The 19,631-nt window shown below is 50.4% G+C and carries 14 protein-coding genes; 4 read left to right on the forward strand and 10 right to left on the reverse strand.

Annotation, left to right across the window (positions count from 1 at the left end):
• Window positions 1-2 precede the first annotated feature (2 nt).
• Genes H7A02_06850 through gyrA form a run of 4 tightly spaced genes read right to left on the reverse strand, consistent with a single transcriptional unit; the run spans window position 3 to window position 7,085 of the window.
• Complete coding sequence (locus tag H7A02_06850) at window positions 3-2,261, reverse strand: bifunctional prephenate dehydrogenase/3-phosphoshikimate 1-carboxyvinyltransferase (protein ID MCP5171961.1); 2,259 nt, start codon at window positions 2,259-2,261, stop codon at window positions 3-5.
• On the reverse strand, window positions 2,261-3,385 hold the full coding sequence (locus H7A02_06855) for a histidinol-phosphate transaminase (protein MCP5171962.1): 1,125 nt from the start codon (window positions 3,383-3,385) through the stop codon (window positions 2,261-2,263). Before H7A02_06855 ends, H7A02_06850 begins: the two co-directional genes overlap by 1 nt.
• Window positions 3,386-3,405: 20 nt before the next feature.
• Window positions 3,406-4,491, reverse strand: coding sequence for a prephenate dehydratase (pheA, locus tag H7A02_06860; protein ID MCP5171963.1), 1,086 nt, complete (start codon window positions 4,489-4,491; stop codon window positions 3,406-3,408).
• Between the two features lie 17 nt (window positions 4,492-4,508).
• The gene (gene gyrA / locus H7A02_06865) at window positions 4,509-7,085 is read right to left on the reverse strand and encodes a DNA gyrase subunit A (protein ID MCP5171964.1); all 2,577 of its coding nucleotides are present in this window, start codon (window positions 7,083-7,085) and stop codon (window positions 4,509-4,511) included.
• Window positions 7,086-7,354: 269 nt separating this feature from the next.
• Here gyrA and H7A02_06870 point away from each other — a divergent pair, with 269 nt between their 5' ends.
• Genes H7A02_06870 through H7A02_06885 form a run of 4 tightly spaced genes read left to right on the forward strand, consistent with a single transcriptional unit; the run spans window position 7,355 to window position 10,890 of the window.
• Window positions 7,355-8,677 (forward strand): TRZ/ATZ family hydrolase, encoded by a 1,323-nt coding sequence (locus H7A02_06870; GenBank protein MCP5171965.1) that lies wholly within the window; start codon window positions 7,355-7,357, stop codon window positions 8,675-8,677.
• 18 nt (window positions 8,678-8,695) lie between these two features.
• On the forward strand, window positions 8,696-9,412 hold the full coding sequence (gene ubiG, locus H7A02_06875; GenBank protein MCP5171966.1) for a bifunctional 2-polyprenyl-6-hydroxyphenol methylase/3-demethylubiquinol 3-O-methyltransferase UbiG: 717 nt from the start codon (window positions 8,696-8,698) through the stop codon (window positions 9,410-9,412).
• A gap of 17 nt (window positions 9,413-9,429) precedes the next feature.
• Entirely contained in the window at window positions 9,430-10,086 is a 657-nt protein-coding gene (locus H7A02_06880; protein MCP5171967.1) for an HAD-IA family hydrolase, read from the forward strand.
• Window positions 10,087-10,143: 57 nt separating this feature from the next.
• Window positions 10,144-10,890: a YciK family oxidoreductase gene (locus tag H7A02_06885; protein MCP5171968.1), complete on the forward strand. Its 747-nt coding sequence runs from the start codon at window positions 10,144-10,146 to the stop codon at window positions 10,888-10,890.
• Between the two features lie 32 nt (window positions 10,891-10,922).
• Here the strand turns inward: H7A02_06885 and H7A02_06890 are convergent, their stop codons facing one another.
• The 6 genes from H7A02_06890 to H7A02_06915 form a co-directional block, all read right to left on the reverse strand.
• A complete protein-coding gene (locus H7A02_06890) occupies window positions 10,923-11,771 on the reverse strand; it encodes a pseudouridine synthase (GenBank protein ID MCP5171969.1) in 849 nt (282 codons plus the stop codon).
• Window positions 11,764-12,516 carry an SMC-Scp complex subunit ScpB gene (scpB, locus tag H7A02_06895; GenBank protein MCP5171970.1) on the reverse strand — a complete coding sequence of 251 codons (753 nt, stop codon included), beginning with the start codon at window positions 12,514-12,516 and terminating at the stop codon, window positions 11,764-11,766. Before scpB ends, H7A02_06890 begins: the two co-directional genes overlap by 8 nt.
• A gap of 62 nt (window positions 12,517-12,578) precedes the next feature.
• Window positions 12,579-13,409 (reverse strand): segregation/condensation protein A, encoded by an 831-nt coding sequence (locus H7A02_06900; GenBank protein ID MCP5171971.1) that lies wholly within the window; start codon window positions 13,407-13,409, stop codon window positions 12,579-12,581.
• Window positions 13,410-13,466: 57 nt separating this feature from the next.
• Window positions 13,467-14,090: a threonylcarbamoyl-AMP synthase gene (locus H7A02_06905; protein MCP5171972.1), complete on the reverse strand. Its 624-nt coding sequence runs from the start codon at window positions 14,088-14,090 to the stop codon at window positions 13,467-13,469.
• Between the two features lie 138 nt (window positions 14,091-14,228).
• Window positions 14,229-18,701 carry an EAL domain-containing protein gene (locus H7A02_06910; GenBank protein MCP5171973.1) on the reverse strand — a complete coding sequence of 1,491 codons (4,473 nt, stop codon included), beginning with the start codon at window positions 18,699-18,701 and terminating at the stop codon, window positions 14,229-14,231.
• 2 nt (window positions 18,702-18,703) lie between these two features.
• The gene (locus H7A02_06915; GenBank protein MCP5171974.1) at window positions 18,704-19,543 is read right to left on the reverse strand and encodes a hypothetical protein; all 840 of its coding nucleotides are present in this window, start codon (window positions 19,541-19,543) and stop codon (window positions 18,704-18,706) included.
• Window positions 19,544-19,631: the final 88 nt, after the last annotated feature.

Consider the following 19,631-nt stretch of genomic DNA (forward strand, 5'->3'; position numbering starts at 1 on the left):
CATCAGCCTTGTTCCTCGTGCAACCGCAAACCCGCTTTTCGAGCAAGCTCAACAAATCCGGGAAATGATGTTGCCACATTGTGACAATTTCTGATTCTGATTGGCCCCTCAGCCCTCAGGCCAGCTATGGCAAAGGACATGGCGATGCGGTGGTCATCACAGCTTTCAACACTGCCGCCGCCCAGCGGTCCGCCATCAATAACAATGCCATCCGCTGTCGGCTCGGCGTGAACACCCAGAATCGTCAGGCCGTCAGCCATTGCCTGAATACGGTCACTTTCTTTAACCCGCAGCTCCTCGGCACCCGTCAAAACCGTGCGCCCTTCGGCGCAAGCCGCTGCAATAAACAGGGCGGGAAATTCGTCGATCGCCAATGGCACCTGATCTTCGGGTATATCAATACCATGCAATGGTGCATAACGTACTCGAATGTCCGCTACTGGCTCGCCACCTACTTCACGAATATGATGAAGCTGAATATCGGCCCCCATCATTTGCAGAATGTTGATCACCCCGATGCGGGTCGGATTAATACCCACGTGCGTCAACGTGATATCAGAATCCGGTGCAATTGCTGCGGCAACCATAAAAAAGGTCGCGGAAGAAATATCAGCGGGCACATCTATCTTGGTTGCCATCATTTCACCGCCGCCACAGAGACTGGCTGACGCACCTTCGCGCTCTACCTGATAACCGAATCCAGCAAGCATTCGCTCAGTATGATCGCGTGTCGGAGCAGGCTCTGTGGTACGGGTAGTGCCTTCTGCATACAATCCGGCAAGTAAAACACAGGACTTCACCTGAGCACTGGCCATGGGGAGGTGGTAATCAATCCCTTTTAATACTTGCCCACCTTTGATCCTGAGCGGGGGCCTGCCGCCTTCCTGCGTTTCGATAACGGCACCCATCTCACGCAGAGGGCTGGCAACGCGCGCCATAGGCCGACCAGACAATGATTCATCACCTGTCAGTTCTACATCAAATTTTTGCCCAGCCATCAGGCCACTGAGCAGTCGCATGGATGTGCCCGAATTGCCGAGATAAAGAGGATTAGCCGGTGCCTGCAACCCGTTCAGGCCGACCCCGTGAATCACCACCCTGCCATCAAGCGGGCCCTCTATCACAACGCCCATGTCACGGAATGCCTGCAAGGTTGCCAGACTATCCTCACCTTCCAGAAAACCATTGACCTCGGTCACACCCTTTGCCAGAGAACCAAGCATTATCGAACGATGCGAAATGGATTTATCTCCGGGAACACGAATGCTGCCGTTTACACTGCCGCCAGGGGATACACAATAATCAGTCATTTTGCCAGTTTCAGTTTCCAGATAACTTTTATTTTCGAGCATTACGGAGAAGTGTTTACGCGCTTCACTTGCCCGGGTAAAGACACCCATAATGTAATCGCTGTCCCCGTTTTTAATCGCGCTCTGAAGCGCTTCCATACTGCCGGACAAACTTTCCATAACCTTCAGCAGCGCACTACTATTGGCCATTACGATATCGTGCCACATTACCGGGTCGCTGGCGGCAATCCGGGTGAAATCCCTGAATCCACCTGCTGCGTAACGAAAAATTTCGCGATTCTCTTTCATTGAAGCCAGGGTGTCTACCAGAGAAAATGCCAGCAGGTGTGGCAAATGACTGGTCGCGGCCAGCACTTCATCATGCTCTTCAACAGACATCTTTGTGATGGATGCCCCCAGTCCGAGCCAGAAATTTTCAACAACCTGGAGATGTTCTTTGCCCGTTTCCGCAAGGGGAGTCAGGATAATCCGATGATCTTCAAACAGATTGGGATTAACGGCATCAACACCACTTTTTTCAGAGCCAGCAATAGGATGACCGGGAACAAACTGGGCCGGAATTTCACCGTAGACATCTACAACGGCCTTCACGACATCACCTTTCACACTGGCAACATCGGTAATGGTGACAGCGGGGTCGAGCAATGGCTGCAACTGTCTGACAATAGCCGGTACGGTTAAGGGCGGCACGCCGATAACAACCATATCTCCGGCTCCAAGCTCGGCAACCGCTTCGCCGAGGTCCTCAAACACCACATCGACAACACCTGCTGCCAATGCTTTATCCAGCGTCTGGCGACGACGAGAAACACCGAGCACCTGAGTGCACAGCCCCCGCTCTCTGGCAGCCCTTGCCATGCTACCCGCAATCAGCCCAATACCTATCACCAGCAGTTTATTAACAACCACTGAATCCTTGCCCGGCGGTATATTGTCCAACTGCCGCCCCATTAGTGCTGCCCTCCCCTGGACAACACGCGCGCCATGGCGTCCAGGCAACGTCGGTTTTCTTCAAAAAGGCCTATGGAAATCCGCAAATGACCCGGCATACCATAAATATCAACAGGTCTGACAATAACGCCCTCTTTAAGTAGCAATTGGTACACCTCTGCAGCGTTTTCAATTTCTACTGCAATAAAATTGCCTGCTGAAGGAATATAGTGCAAGCCCAAACCATCAAAACCGGCAGACAACTGCGCGTAACCCTGATGATTGACTTCAACACTTTTTTTCAGATATTGCTCATCGTCCAGAACCGCTTCTGCCGCTGCCAGCGCCAGGCTATTTACGTTAAAGGGCTGCCGCAAACGGTTCAGAAGATTGGCCACCGCGGGGTGTGAAACCGCGTAACCTGCACGCAGCGCCGCCAGGCCATAAGCTTTGGAAAAGGTACGGGTCACAATCAGATTCGGATGATCGGGCAGTAACGTCAGGGCCGACTGGTAATCCATTTTGTCAACATATTCAAAATAGGCCTCGTCCACCACCACAATTACGGTATCCGGTACGGTATCAAGCAATTGTTCAATTTCAGCCAATCCAGACCAGGTTCCCGTCGGATTGTTGGGGTTAGCGATATACATAACCCGGGTATTTTCGTCAACAGCAGTAGCCATGGCCAACAGATCATGTCCCCAGTCTACCGCTGGAACCTCTCGCAGCTCGGACTGCTGCTCAGTCACTGCCAGTTTGTAAACAATAAAAGCATGCTGTGAGATAACAGCGTTGTGCTCCGGTGTCAGAAAGGCACGTGCAACCAGCTCAAGGATATCGTTGGAGCCATTTCCGAGTGTTAGTTGAGCCTCACTTACCAACAGCTTTTCGGCCAGACGACGTTTTAAATAATAGCCATTACCATCAGGGTAGCGTGCGCCATTAACCAGCTCTTTCTCTACTGCCTGCCGTGCAACAGGGCTTATTCCCAGCGGGTTTTCATTGCTTGCCAGCTTTACAGCTCCCTTGATACCAAGCTCTCTTTCGAGCTCTTCAATGGGCTTGCCTGCCTGATAGGGGTGCAATTTTTGAACGCCAGGCTTGGCCAGAGCCGTTACCTGCGCGGAGGTTTCTGTCGACATGGAGTCTCTCAGCTAAAAATTTAAAGGACTGCTTTCGGGTAAGAGCCCAGCAATTTCAATTCCGCCACCTTGGGGCGCAACTCTTTGAGTAATGAAGCGATTTTCTCATCTTCGCTATGGCCCTCAAAATCAATAAAGAAAACATAAGACCACTTTCCCATTCGGGAGGGACGGGTTTCAACACGCGTCAAATCGATCTGAGCTCGATGAAAGGGTTCCAGCAATTCGTGTAACGCTCCCGGTTCATTTCGCATGGATACCACAATCGAGCTCTTATCCTTGCCACTGGGAGGTGTGTCCTGATTACCTATAATCAGAAAGCGGGTGGAATTATCCGGCCGGTCTTCAATCCTGCTGGCCAGCTTTTCCAGGTCATAAAGTTCAGCAGCCATGTCACCGGCAATGGCTGCTGAATTCCATTCCCCTTTCACCCTGCGCGCAGCTTCGGCATTGCTGCTCACAGCCACACGCTCTACATTTGAATAGTGGGAGTCCAGCCACTTGCGGCACTGAGCCAGTGACTGCGCATGAGAATACACCCGGGTAATGTGGTCCTTTTTGGTATTCGCACCAATCATAAGGTGATGGTGAATACGCAGCTCAACTTCACCACAGATTTTTAACGAGGATTCCTGAAAATTATCCAGAGTGTGATTCACTACACCCTCTGTCGAGTTTTCTATCGGTACCACCCCGTAATTTGCAGCACCCGCTGCAACTTCACGAAATACCTCGTCAATAGCATTCATAGGCACTGTAACAGCAGAGTGGCCAAAATGTTTCAATGCCGCCTCCTGGGTAAAGGTGCCTTCAGGCCCCAGGTAGGCTACTTTTACCGGCTCTTCAAGCGCCAGACAGGCAGACATGATCTCCCGAAATAATCGTGCCATTTCTTCGTTGCCCAGCGGACCCTTATTCTGCTCCATGATATGGCGCAACACCTGGGCCTCGCGCTCAGGCCTGTAGTAGGTGGTATCCCCGCTACTTTTTTTAACCTCGGCAACCTGCTGTGCACATCTGGCACGATCACTGATCAGGTTGAGCAGTTGCTCATCGATATTATCGATTTTTTCTCTAAGTTGGCCGAGTTCTCGGTTATCTGCCATATTTTACCTGTCAAGAGTTAGTCAGTTGAGACTTCGTCATCGGCTTGCTCACCCGGTTCTGCAGCTTCCTGCTCGGCAACTCTGGCCAGCCCAACCAAGGTTTCATCCTCTTTCAGGCGGATCACCCGAACGCCCTGAGTGTTACGACCAAGCAGTGATATTTCGTCGCCCCGGGTCCGCACCATGGTGCCCTGATCCGAGATCAGCATCACCTCATCGCCTTCAAACAATTGGGTGGCCCCCACCAGCGAGCCATTCCTTTCACTGGCCTGGATAGCGATCATGCCCTTGCCGCCACGGCCCTTGGTCGGGTATTCGGTTAACGCGGTACGCTTGCCATAACCATTTTCGCTAACCGTCAATGCGTAGCCATTTTCCGCCGGAATGATCATGGAAATAACCCGGTGGCCGACAGGCAGGCGCATACCTCGCACACCTTTTGAAACACGCCCCATCGCACGCACATCCGATTCGGCAAAGCGCACTGCCTTGCCCTCGCTACTGAGCAGCATAATGTCACAACCGCCATCAGTGATGGCCGTACCAACCAATTGATCACCATCAACCAGATCAACAGCGCGAAGACCAACACTGCGCGGCCGTGAATACTGTTCAAGTGCGGTTTTCTTGACCGTGCCATTCGCGGTGGCCATCAGGACAAACTTATCCGCATCATATTTATCCACTGGCAAAATAGAACTGACCCGCTCGCCTTCCTCCAGTGGCAACAAATTCACCATGGGGCGACCGCGGGAATTGCGACCGGCAACGGGTATCTGATAGACCTTCAGCCAGTAAACCTTACCCATATTGGTAAAACACAAAATCGTGGCGTGCGTGCTGGCAACCAGTAAGTGCTCAACAAAATCTTCGTCTTTCACTGAGGTGGCCGATTTACCCATACCACCGCGCCGTTGAGCCTGGTAGTCCGACAGCGGTTGGGTTTTCGCATACCCACCATGAGAAATCGTCACCACCCGGTCTTCTTCCGTAATCAGGTCTTCAATTGTCAAGTCATGCTGGGATTCAACTATCTGCGTGCGTCTCTCATCGCCAAACTCTTCGACGATAGCTGCCAGCTCTTCCCTGATAACACTCATCAAACGACTGGCATCACCCAGAATTTCCAGATATTCGGAGATTTCAAGCAGTTTCTCCTGATACTCGGCCAGCAGCTTGTCATGCTCCATTCCTGTCAGTCGATGCAGACGCAACTCGAGAATTGCCTGGGCCTGAGCCGGCGACAGATAGTATTTGCCATCTCGCATCCCAAAGTGAGGTTCCAGCCCCTCAGGTCGGCAGGCATCACTGCCTGCCCGATCAAGAAACTGGGTAATACTGCTGGCAGCCCAACCTTCCTTAATCAGGCGTTCTTTTGCCTCTGCAGGCGTTGGCGAAGCCTTGATCAGTTCGATTACCTGATCAATATTGGCAATGGCAACAGCCAGCCCCTCAAGCACATGACCACGCTCGCGGGCCTTGCGCAACAGATAAACTGTGCGGCGAGTGACCACTTCACGGCGGTGGCGTACAAAGGCCTGCAACATTTCCTTGAGGTTAAGAGTGCGCGGCTGACCATCTACCAGAGCGACAATATTAATACCAAAAACATTCTGTAGCTGTGTTTGCGCGTAAAGGTTGTTGAGCAGGACTTCGCCCACCTCGCCACGCTTGAGCTCAATAACAATCCGCAACCCGTCTTTGTCGGACTCATCACGCAGCTCGGAAATACCTTCAATTTTTTTCTCTTTGACCAGTTCTGCTATACGCTCAATCAGCCTCGCTTTGTTAAGCTGGTAGGGAATTTCAGTGATGATAATTGTTTCGCGGCCGGTTTTTTCATTAACTTCCACATCCGCCTTGGCGCGGACATATATTCGTCCCCGGCCGGTACGATAGGCCTGCAAAATACCCGCCTTGCCATTGATAATCGCCGCTGTCGGAAAGTCGGGACCGGGAATAAATTCCATCAACTCATCGATGGTTATGTCTTCGTTGTCGATCAGCGCCAGGCAGCCACTGACCACTTCTGTCAGGTTGTGCGGTGGAATGTTGGTTGCCATCCCCACCGCAATACCGGAAGACCCGTTAACCAGCAAGTTGGGCACACGGGTAGGCAAAACTTCGGGAATCTGCTCTGTACCATCATAATTCGGAACGAAGTCAACCGTTTCCTTATCAAGATCTGCCAGCAGTGAATGGGAGATCTTTTTCATGCGAATTTCGGTATAACGCATGGCCGCTGCAGAATCGCCATCAACCGAACCAAAGTTGCCCTGCCCGTCTACCAGCATGTAACGCAGAGAGAACGGCTGCGCCATTCTAACAATAGTGTCATATACCGCCGAATCACCATGCGGATGATATTTACCAATGACATCACCCACCACGCGTGCCGATTTTTTATAAGGCTTGTTCCAGTCGTTATTGAGAACGCTCATGGCAAACAGTACCCGCCGATGCACAGGCTTCAAACCATCACGCACATCCGGTAGTGCCCTTCCGACAATGACACTCATCGCATAATCGAGATAGGACTGGCGTAGTTCGTCTTCGATATTGACGGGTAATACTTCTCTTGCGATCTCACCCATAGTAATGCGGCTTCCCCTTAAATCGAGGTCGTTTTAAGAACCTCTTGATTATCCCAAAATACTGTTTTGCCGAACTGACAAGCCCTTTACTCGCTAGCGAACTTATACGCAGCCACGACCATATTGTCAGCACAAACACAAGCGCCGGATTGTAACATAGATACTTTAACTGGACGGCCTATTTTAGCCTTAAAAACGGCCTTTTAACGATATAAACACGCCCTCCCTGTCGGGTATACTGATGCCTTTGCAAAAATGGAGTAGAGCTGGTGCCGCAGCCTGTTGATTTAATGATTAGCCCACAGTGGATTATTCCGGTGGAGCCCGCTGGCAAGGTCCTTGAGGAATGTTCTGTGGTTGTTCACGAAGGATCAATCGTTGCCCTGCTGCCCGATTCTGAAGCACTTCGCAAATACGTGCCCGAACAACATGTGAAACTCCCTGGCCAGGTTCTCACTCCTGGGTTGGTCAACACACATGGTCACGCCGCCATGTCATTACTCCGAGGCTTTGCCGACGACCAGCCACTTCAATCCTGGCTGGAAGATCATATCTGGCCGACTGAATCGAGATGGGTCAGTGAAAATTTTGTTCGGGACGGCACCGAACTGGCAATAGCAGAAATGATCGCGAGCGGAACCACCTGTTTCTCGGATATGTATTTTTTCCCGGATCAGGTCGCTGAGGTGTCTTCGAGGTCGGGACTGCGCGCTCAGGTAGCCTTCCCGATCATCAACTTTCCCACGGCCTGGGCCAGAAATGCAGACGAGTATCTTCATAAAGGGCTTGCACTCAGAGATGCATACAAGGATCACAGCCGGATCAATATTGCCTTCGGACCTCATGCGCCCTACACCGTTGATGATTCAGTGCTGAAGAAAATTGCCATGTGGTCCGAAGAGCTCGATACCTGTGTTCAAATTCATCTTCACGAAACCGCCCTGGAAGTACAGCAGTGTTTACACGCAACAGGTAAAAGACCACTACAGAACCTCAAAGAACTTGGCTTTCTGTCGCCGCTGACACAGTGTGTGCATATGACTCAGGTGAATGATGATGATATTGAGACGCTGAGTCACTATAACGTGCAGGTGATTCACTGCCCTTCTTCCAATCTGAAACTGGCCAGCGGCTTTTGCCCCGTCAGCAAACTGATGGCGAATGGTATTAATGTCGCCCTGGGAACAGACAGTGCCGCCAGCAACAACTCACTGAGCCTTTTCCCGGAAATACGGCTCGCGGCACTACTGGGGAAGGCTGTCGCCGGGGATGCAACGGCAATTACAGCCCATCAGGCACTGGCAATGGCGACGATCAATGGCGCCAAAGCGCTGGGACTGTCGGACCGGATTGGCTCCATTGGAGTGGGCAAATTGGCCGACCTGATTGCAGTAGACCTATCAGCAATCCCCAATCAGCCGCTGTATAATCCACTCTCGCAACTGGTTTATACAGAGCAGGCGCAACATGTCCGTCATGTATGGGTCGAAGGAAAACCCTTGCTGAAAAACGGGCAGTTACAAACACTGCACCAACAGGAAATTACCATCAAAACCAAACAATGGCAGCAAAAAATAAGCAGCGCTGCCTGAGATACTACTGAGCCCAATATGTCTGAAAATAATACTGCAAATGTCGATCGCAGCGAAGTCGCTAAATTCGAGGCCCTTGCCAGTCGCTGGTGGGACCCGGAAAGTGAATTCAAGCCTCTGCATGAAATCAACCCATTGCGTGCCAACTGGATTGATAAACTCGCCCCGGTAGCAGACTGCAAGGTATTGGATATCGGTTGCGGAGGCGGCATTTTAACCGAATCACTGGCACATCGTGGCGCTGTTGTCACTGGCATTGATATGGGCGAGGCTCCACTTTCGGTCGCACAGCTTCACAGCCTTGAAACCGGCATTGAAGTCACCTACAGGCGCTGTACGGCCGAGCAACTGGCGGCCGAACAAACCGAGACTTTTGACATCGTGACCTGTATGGAGATGCTTGAACATGTGCCGGATCCCAGCTCTGTTATCAATGCCTGCGCCACACTGGTGAAGCCTGGTGGTCATGTATTTTTTTCTACTCTTAACCGCAACCCGAAATCCTACTTGCTGGCCATCATTGGCGCAGAATACGTACTGAATATGTTGCCTCGAGGCACACATGAATACGAAAAATTTATTCGCCCTTCCGAGTTGGGCAACTGGATCCGCAATAGCGGTCTTGAGCAACAGGCCATAACCGGCATGACATACAATCCATTGACCCGGCAATACAGACTCAACAAGTCAGATATTGATGTTAACTACATGGTTTACGCACGCAAACCGGTATGACTAACGGCAGATTAAAGATGAGCGAGTTACAAGCCGTTTTATTTGACCTTGATGGCACACTGCTGGACACTGCACCGGACTTCGCCACTGCGCTTAATCGCCTGCTGGTCGCCAGAAACAAACAGCCGCTGCAATTAACGAATGTCCGCCAGCTAGTCAGCAATGGGTCGGCCGGAATCATTGAGTTTGCCTTCAAGCTACCCAGAGAACATACCGAGTTCGAGCCTCTGCGTCAGGAATTACTGACTTATTATCTGGATACTCTAGCGGATCAGACTTGTCTGTTTCCCGGTATGAATGAGGTGCTAACAAGACTGGCGGAAAATGCGATTCCCTGGGGAATCGTTACCAACAAACCGGAACTCTATACGCTGGAAATATTAAAGCGATTACCCCTGACACCACCTCCCGAAACCGTGATCTGCCCGGATCATGTCTCCCGTACCAAGCCGGACCCCGAACCCATTCTACTGGCCTGTTCGGAACTGAAAGCAAAACCGGAAAACTGCATTTACGTAGGCGACCACCTCCGTGACATTCAGGCAGGCCTGAATGCGGGCACCACAACCATTGCCGCCCTCTACGGCTACCTGTCTCATGAAGATCAACCGGATAGCTGGGGAGCGCATTATCAGGTAGCGCATGCTTCAGAAATAAATGACATTATTTTTTGATACTCCTGTTTACTCTGAAACTCACACACTCTATCGCTGACTTTTTGGAAGACTTGTATGGATCACCGCAACTATCACGCACCGAAAGATTTACTGAAAGGCAAAGTCATTGCTGTCACCGGGGCCGGAGATGGCATAGGTAAAGCAGCGGCCCTTGCTTTTGCGGCTCACGGCGCTACCGTCATTCTGATCGGTCGCACCGTGCAAAAGCTGGAACAGGTTTACGATCAGATTGAGGCTGCTGGCGGCGCTCAACCTGCTATCTACCCTATCTGCCTGGACGGTGCTACCGAAGAAGACTATCAGGCCATGCATGACAACCTATCCAAGGCGTTTACCCGGCTGGATGGGCTACTACACAACGCTGGCGAACTGGGACAACGCACGCCCATTGCCAACTACAAGCTGGAAAACTGGCAAAAAGTAATAAACGTGAATGTTACCGCACAGTTCCTGATGACCAAGGCACTGCTGCCGCTAATGGAAAAATCAGATAGCGCAGCCATCATTTTCACCTCCTCCAGTGTTGGTCGAACCGGCCGACCCTTCTGGGGAGCCTACGCCGTTTCAAAATTCGCAACCGAGGGCTTATGTCAGGTGCTGTCAGGTGAATTGGAGGGCACATCAAAGATTCGTGTAAATTGCATAAACCCGGGCGCCACAAGAACCCAAATGCGGGCAAAAGCCTATCCCGCAGAAGACCCTAGCACGCTCAAGCATGCCAGTGAAATCATGCCAACCTACTTGTACTTGATGGGCAAGGACAGCGAGGGACTTACCGGCCAGTCTCTCGACGCCCAATAATTGAGTTTGAGTGCCTGTTTTGAATCAAAAGGTTATTGACGACGCCCTCGGGAACGCAGCTTATTTTCACGACGCTCACGCTGGCGTTTTTCAGCGGGTAATATGGGGCGCTTTTTAGGTGCCGGCAAACCGGCTTGGTCACACAGATCCGCAATAGCCTGATGCTCCAGCTCAAGCCACTGCCCCGGCCGGGTATAGGAAGGCAGAAAAATCGGGCCAAACCTAACCCGCTTTAACCTGTTAACTTCGACAGCCTGGGATTCCCAGAGGCGGCGTACTTCACGGTTGCGACCTTCCATTAAGGCGACGGTATACCAGCGGTTTGCGCCTTTTTTCTGACCCGGGACAATATCGGAAAACTTCGCCACCCCATCCTCGAGCAATACACCGTCACGAAGTCTCTGCAACATGTCATCATCAACCTCACCATAAACACGCACCGAGTACTCCCGGTCAATGCCACTTGAGGGATGCATCAGTTTATTTGCCAACTCACCGTTGTTGGTAAACAACAGCAACCCACTGGTATTGATATCCAGGCGGCCAACCGCAACCCAACGCTCACCCTTGATAGCGGGAAGATGATCAAAAACCGTTGGCCGCCCCTCAGGATCTGAGCGGGAGCAAATCTCGCCTTCCGGCTTGTTGTAAAGCAGCACACGGATATCCCGTCTGGTCGAAGCTCCCTGGAGTCGACGACCATCCACCTCAATGGCATCCTGCTCACCAACCCGATCTCCGAGTGTGGCAATTTTGCCATTCACCCTGATGCGCCCATCAGCGATCCAGCGTTCTATCTCACGCCGTGAGCCGTAACCCGCCGCCGCAATGACTTTTTGCAGCTTTTCGGTTTGATTCAAATTATCGGGGTGATCACTCATTAACTGATCGCTCTTCAATGTGGTCATCAGCCGTCTCACCAAGATTGGCCAATTGCGACCTCCGCAATTCTTCTACGAGTGAGCTATCTTCCGGCTCTGATCGCTCTGACTCGGGTAGTTCTGGTTCGGACTCACCTGACGACACAGCAGTACTATCGCCCTCAACCCGATCATCAATACCACCATCAAGGGGCAGCGACATATCAGGGTTAATCTCGTCAATATCCTTGATTTCACTCAGCGGCGGCAGATCATTCAGGCTTTGCAGATCGAAATAATCCAGAAACTGACGTGTTGTCGCATAGAGGGCTGGACGACCGGGAACGTCCCGGTGCCCCACCACTCTCACCCACTCTCTTTCCTGCAGCGTTTTGATAATTTGAGAGCTGACAGAAACACCTCGGATTTCTTCAATATCACCCCGGGTAATGGGCTGCCGGTAAGCAATCAGGGCCAGTGTTTCCAGCAGGGCACGAGAGTATTTCTGTGGTTTCTCTTCCCACAGCCGATTAACCCAGTCGGATAACTCCTGACGCACCTGAAAGCGGTAGCCACTACCGGTTTTGGAAAGCTCAAAACCTCTGCCCTTACAGCCGTCTTCTATCTCTTCAAGCACAGCCCGGATCTGGTCGCGTGGGGGCGCCTCACCAAGGTCGAACAGCATCTCCATACGCCCGATATCCAGGGGCCTGCCTGCCGCGAGAAGCGCTCCTTCCAGTATTTGTTTTAACTTATCGTTATCCATCTTCTTAACTCTTTACCTTCAGGTAACCATATCATTGCGCTTGCGTCATATAACGCTGTCGTTCATCTGGCCTTGACGTGAATAGGCCCAAAAGATTCGCTTTGAACAATTTCCACCAGCGCCTCTTTGATCAATTCCATTAAGGCAAGAAAGGTAACAACAACACCGATACGACCTTCGCTCAACGTAAACAAGCTGACAAAAGGTACGAACTGTTGGCCATCGCGAAGCCTGTCCAATACTTGCGACATGCGCTCACGGGTGGAGAGTACCTCAAATTGCACATGATGACTTTCAAACATCTCTGCCCGTTTCAGCACGTCTGCCAGCGCCACTATAAGCTCTCTCATATCCACTTCTGGATGAGGCCGCTCTTTAGTACGGTCCGGCTCACTGGCTGAGGCCTGAAAAACATCTCTGCCGATCCGAGGCAAGGCATCAATATCTTCCGCCGCCTGTTTAAAACGTTCATATTCCTGTAATCGCCGGATCAGCTCGGCTCTGGGATCTTCTTCATCTTCCACGGTTTTCTGTCGAGGCAGCAGCATGCGTGATTTGATCTCGGCCAGCATTGCCGCCATTAGCAAATATTCGGCCACCAACTCGAGCTCAATCGCCTGCATCATCTCAATGTAGGTCATATACTGTCTGGTAATTTCCGCCACATTGATTTCAAGCACATTCAGGTTCTGGCGTTTGATCAGATAAAGCAGTAAATCCAGCGGCCCTTCAAACGCCTCCAGTATCACTTCCAGCGCTTCTGGCGGGATATACAAATCCTTGGGCAACTGGGTAATACCCTGCCCATAAACCATGGCAAAAGGCATTTCTGCCTGCTCGGGATGCGCAGGAGCGACTGGCAAATGGGGTTCAGATGAAGATTCGGTGGACATACGCGCTATTTTTTCGCAAAGGAGGCATTATACCGTTAATGGGCAGAACGACCAGATTCACAACTGAAAATCGGTTACGTCGCCCATACCCTCTCGAAGGATGGATATTTCATCGCCACTCATATCGATCACGCTGGTGGGTTCCATTCCACAGTAGCCACCATCAATGATCAGCTCCACCTGCCGTTCCAGCACATCGCGGATATCATAAGGATCGGTTAAAGGGTACTCATCCCCTGGCAATTGCAAAGTGGTACTGATGATCGGCTCGTTCAATTCTTCCAGCAACGCCAGCGCTATCCTGTTTTCCGGTACTCGCAAGCCTATCGTCTTCCTTTTCTGGTGCATAACCCGCCTTGGTACTTCGGCAGTAGCCTCCAGAATAAACGTATAAGGTCCTGGTGTATGCGCTTTGATTGAACGGTACAACTGGTTGCTGACCTTGGCGTATACCGCCAATTCAGAGAGATCCCGGCACACCAGCGTAAAGTTATGGTGCTTATCCAGTTTACGAATCAGGCGTATTCGATCCAGTGCTTTTTTATCGCCGATATGGCAACCCAGCGCATAAGCCGAATCTGTGGGGTATACCACTACGCCTCCGCGGCGAATGATGTCCACCGCCTGCCGAACCAGGCGTGCCTGCGGATTATCCGGATGGATCGCAAAAAACTGACTCATATCAACACTGTTTTCTTAATTGACGAAGAAGTAATGAACTAGTGGACAACGCAGGTGGCTACAGGCTAACTGAACGCGGGGCAATTATCACACAGACAATCAAATGTAGGAAATAAAGCTGAGAAGATGGAAAGCAGATTATACCGTTTCCGTTTCACTGTAGTGCAGAAAAGATTTTTCAAATTCATCGGCAGGTACTGGCCTACTGAGCAGGTATCCCTGAAAAGTATCGCACTGAAGCTCTTTCAGCAATTGCTTCTGAGCCTCGGTTTCAACACCCTCTGCAACCGTTGTCAAACCCAGACTTTTAGCCAACGCCACAATCCCGGTAACAATGGCTTTGTCATTGGGGTCGGTTTCAATATCAACGATGAAGTTCCGGTCAATTTTCAGGACATCAACCGGTAGGCGTTTAATATAATTCAGCGAAGAAAAACCGCTGCCAAAATCATCAATAGCCACGGTCACGCCCATATCCTTAAGTGCCAGCAACTCCTGCTGATTCTGCTCAGGATTTTCCATGATCATGCTTTCAGTAATTTCCAGCTCCAGAGAATCTGCAGGAATATCATATTTATTCAACAATTTGGTGATTTTTTTCTGCAATCCAACTTCAAGCAGCTCCCGCCCGGAAAGATTCACGGCAAGCTTAAAAAGACGCCCCTTCCCTTGCCACAAGCGAATAAGACGGCAAGCCTCTTCCAGCACCCAGTTCCCAATCTGATTGATCAGCCCGGTTTCCTCTGCCATGGGAATAAATTCTATTGGCCCCAGCAAACCGTGCTTGGGGTGGTCCCAACGCACCAATGCTTCTGCACCAACAATCGCACCGGTATTCAAATCCATCTGCGGCTGTAAATGCAGTACCAGCTGATCGTCGTCAATAGCAATTCGCAACTCCCTTTCCAGCTCGAGCCGACGGGCAATTTCATCTTCCATTCCTTCCTGATAGAAACAGAAACCGTTGCGGGTTTCTTTTGCTGTATACATCGCCGAGTCAGCGTGCTTAAGTAATGATCCGGTATCAGCACCATGCTCCGGAAACATGGAAACGCCAATACTTGTTGTTACGAACATTTTCTGTTGCAGAAACACAAATGGTTGAGCCAGGGTTTCACAGATTTTGAGTGCCACTCTGGAGACATCTTCTTCGCTCAAAACACCTTCCAGCACAATAGTAAACTCATCACCGCCCAAGCGGGCAATAAAGTCCTGATCACGAACACAGCGGCGAATCCTGTCTGCAACTGCTTTTAACAATACATCTCCGGCATCATGACCCAGGGTGTCGTTGATCATTTTAAAGCGATCCAGGTCCAAAAACAGAATGGCTACCTTTTCGTTTTCCAGATTCGCCCGATTCAGCATCACGCGTAGCTGTTGCATGAGCTGGGCGCGATTTGGCAGACCAGTCAACGGGTCGTGATAGGCCAGCTTTTTCACATGCTTTTCAACTTTGCTGGCCTTAACCAGCCGCTGCACTCTTTGCTTCATAACAGCAAAGTGCACGGGTTTGGGAATATAATCCGTCGCCCCTGATTTAAAAGCTTCAACAATAGATTCTTCATTGTCCAGCGCTGTAATCATCAAAATAGGTACATCGGCACCACCCTGCAGTTCCCTGATGCGCTGGCAGGCAACAAAACCGTCAATTTCCGGCATCATGGCATCCATCAGAATCAAATCCGGCATGTGCCGCTTACATATCGAAATAGCGTGGATGCCATTACTGGCCTGCTCAATGGCATAGGTTTCACTGTCAAACACATTGGCCAGAGCCAGCCTCATGGATCGATCATCGTCAACAATCAGAAGGTTGTATGCTTCAGAATGATGGTGCTCTGAAGCCCCGCCAAGCAGTTGGCCTTCCAGATCCTTACTGAGGGCTTCATATGCTTCTGTCAGTTTATTCAGCTGTTGCCCTGCCTCATCAAGAGCGTTATTGGCACCCATATCCTCCAGTTCTTTACTGATGCGCACAACTTTATCAGCACCAAAATTCGCAGCGCTTCCCTTGATGGTGTGAGCCAGTTCGCGGACATGTTTGGCATCACCTTCTGCGAGGGCTGTTCTCAATGACTGTACATATACCGGCGTATCTTCCAGAAAAGCCTCTATCATCGCGCTGACAACTTCGCCAACACTGTCTCTGAGGTTTTTAAGGACCTGCGGATCAAAACTTTTCTCGACAAACTGCAATGGGGCAGCAGGCTCGTGCGCAGTCATTACCTCTTCGACAGAGCTTTGCCCCTCAGGGATAGCTTTTAATAGCGTCTTTCTCAAGTCTTCAAGGCGCAAAGGCTTGGAGAGGAAATCTGTCATACCGCTATCAAGGCACTTTCTAACCTCGTCCTGCCCCGTATTGGCGGTCATTGCAATGATCGGCAATACCTCGTCACCGGCTTCATACATACGAATCTGGCGCGTAGCCTCATAGCCGTCCATCACTGGCATATGGCAATCCATTAATACAGCGTCATAGCGATGACGAACAATTTCATCAATTGCCTGCTTACCATCAAAACAGACATCGACTTTGCACCCCAGTCGCTCCAGCATTCCCGAGGCAACCTGCTGGTTCGGGCGGTTATCATCAACCACCAGGACTTTCTTAATAGAGGTGAATATCTGACTGGGAGATGCGTCCTCTTGAGGGATGTTACTCTGCTTAGAGGGAACCCCGTTAAGCTGGTTTTGAAAAAAGTCGCGCAACGTATCTGACAACAGCGGCTTCGGAAGCTGTGGAATACCATCATGATCAGAAGCAACATCGCTCCAGGGATTAACAAGCAAGGCAATCAACGCTTTAGACAGACTCTCTTCCCTTCTCGTCAACATCAGGAAGTCTTTGCCTTTCAACCCCGGCATTTCCTGATCAAGCAGAATAACATCAAAATGACTCTCTGAATTGCGGACAAGATCCAGCGCTGACAGACCGGTTTCAGCACACGACACCTGAAACCCCATTTGTTCAATTTGCTGCTGGGCAAATTCCCGAACAATTGCACTGTCATCCACCACCAATACACGCAAGTCACCTAATGGTTGATCAGCAATAACCTCGCCTTCATCCAGAGACACCGCTGTTGGAGATTGCATTAACGGTATAGAGAACCAGAAAACACTGCCTGAACCGATATCACTGGTAACATCAATATTTCCACCCATCAGCTCAACAATCTGACGACTGATGGACAAACCCAAACCGGTGCCACCATACTCTTTGGTTGTCGAGGAATCAGCTTGAGTAAACGCTTCAAAAATTTTCTGCTGGTTTTCCGGACTGATACCGATACCCGTGTCCACCACTTCAAAACAGAGCGCCTGATCGCCACTATCACCAACTAACATTTTGACCCGAATGCAAACCTGTCCCTTCGAGGTAAACTTGATGGCATTACCCACCAGATTAATCAACACCTGGCTCAATCGCGAGGCGTCTACGTAGGCAACATTGGGCACATCCTTGGCAACGATATAACCCAGATCCAGCTTTTTCTTTAATGCAGAACTGGAAAGTAAATTAACCACATCGTCCAGCAGCTCGTGGATGTAACTGTCTACCGGAACAATTTCGATTTTCTGGGCTTCAATTTCAGAAAAATTCAAAATATCATCAATTAATTCAAGCAGGTTTTCGCCCGACTGCTTCGCTGTCTCAACATACTCCTTCTGCTTGGCGTTAAGCCCCATCGTCATCAACAATTCCATCATGCCAAGCACGGCATTCATTGGAGTTCTGAGTTCATGTGTTACGTTTGCCGCAAATTCCCCTTTGACTCGCGCTGACTCCAGAGCCGCATCCCGCGCATGCATCAACTGCCCTTCACGTTTTTCAAGCACTTCCATCATGGTATTAAAAGCGTGTTGCATGTTGACAATATCGACAGGCCCTCTCAGCTCTGCACGAGCCTGGCTGTCACCGCCTTCGGCCCGCTTCATCACCTGGGATAGCCTTTCCAGAGGGTTCGTGATTCTGCGAGACAACATAATCAACAACAGCAACAACACGGCACCAACAATGATGGAGATAGCCAGATTACTTTGCAGAATACTGCTCTGCATTTCTCTAAGAGCCTGTTGACCAATACTGATGGTGACAAAACCCAGAGGGAGGGCTCCCTGAGACTCTTCACCTTCGCCATAAATTTCAGACCAGTCATCGCCCTGCAAATCATCTGATAGCGACTGAGCCATGAACGTCCATTGATCCTGGCTGTCCAGGGATACCAGCTGGGTTTTCTTTTCAGAAGTCTCGTCAAATAGCTTCAGGGAACTGTCAATCTCTCCCGACTGATAAAGAACTGTGCCTTCAATCGTGGTTATCCGAATACCAATAACCCCGGGAAACTCCCTGATGCCATCACCGACATCTTTTGCCAACTCGTTGCTTTGATAAAGCAACGCCAATTTGCTTTGCTGTGCAAAAGATTCTGCAATTTTCAGCCCTTGCTGTATCTGCTGATTACGCACCATTTCATTGGAGATATTGGTCACGCCCAGAGAAGTCGCAAGAGCAAGCACTAGAATACCCAGTGTAAAGCCAATCGCCAGCTGTTTGCGAAACGTCAGCGTGCGTGGTTTGGTTTTAGTGCTTTCCGGTTCAGCCAAAATTATCTCGCTGGCAACAACAAATCGATATTGCTTTTCATTTCGTTAGTCAATTCAATCGCGAGGTGACGACTGGTTCTCTCGTTAACCGCGATCAGTACATCTTTCAACGGCATCATGCCCGACAGCTTTTCTCCAGAAAGTGTTTCATTGGCAAGCCTCCCCAGGCTCGCCCCCATTCCCCTGTTGTCCGGATAAACCGCAAACAGCATACCCCGCTTCACATGCAAGGGGTTTGAAGAAAACATCACCAAATTTTTTTGCCATGCGGTATTCAGCGCCAAGGACAAAACGGCATTATCCAACAGTCTCGAACCTGGCAAAACCCAGATCGCATCACCTTCAACAGCGTCATCCAGCACCTGACGGTAGGCACTGGCTCCCTGCTGCAGGTCATCACACTCACTGATTTCCAGTATTATTTTACGCTTTTCCAGATAGCGCTTTGCCACAGAGAGCATAGGATCGAGTCTGCCTCGCTGCCTGATGACATACACTTTTTTCACCCCCGGTGAAAAGCTCAACATCTGCCCCAACACAACTTCCGCATCTGGAATCATGGAAACACCCGTAATATGCTCCTCCGTTTCCGCAACAGCACCCAATAGCACAGGGGGTGCGCTGTTGGATGATTTATAAAGGTCATAACTGCGATTCCCCAGCGCCAAAATCACCTGCGGATTATGCACCTGCAGCCCTGAAGCAATAGTTTCAGGAGTGTCACTCTTTTGCACGCGTAAACGTCTGGTTGTACCGTTGAACTGCTCATCAAATCCTAAAACAATATCATCAAACACCTTCGAGAAGGGTTCTCTAATCTGGGGGTAAATCACAAGTGCCACTGAATTACCTTCCTGGGAAAAGGATACTGAGGAAAATAAAAGCAACGAAAGCAACACTTTGAAAAAAAAGTGTCGCCTTCGCATTAAG

The organism is Pseudomonadales bacterium, from assembly GCA_024234435.1.
Lineage (GTDB): Bacteria > Pseudomonadota > Gammaproteobacteria > Pseudomonadales > Porticoccaceae > JACKOF01.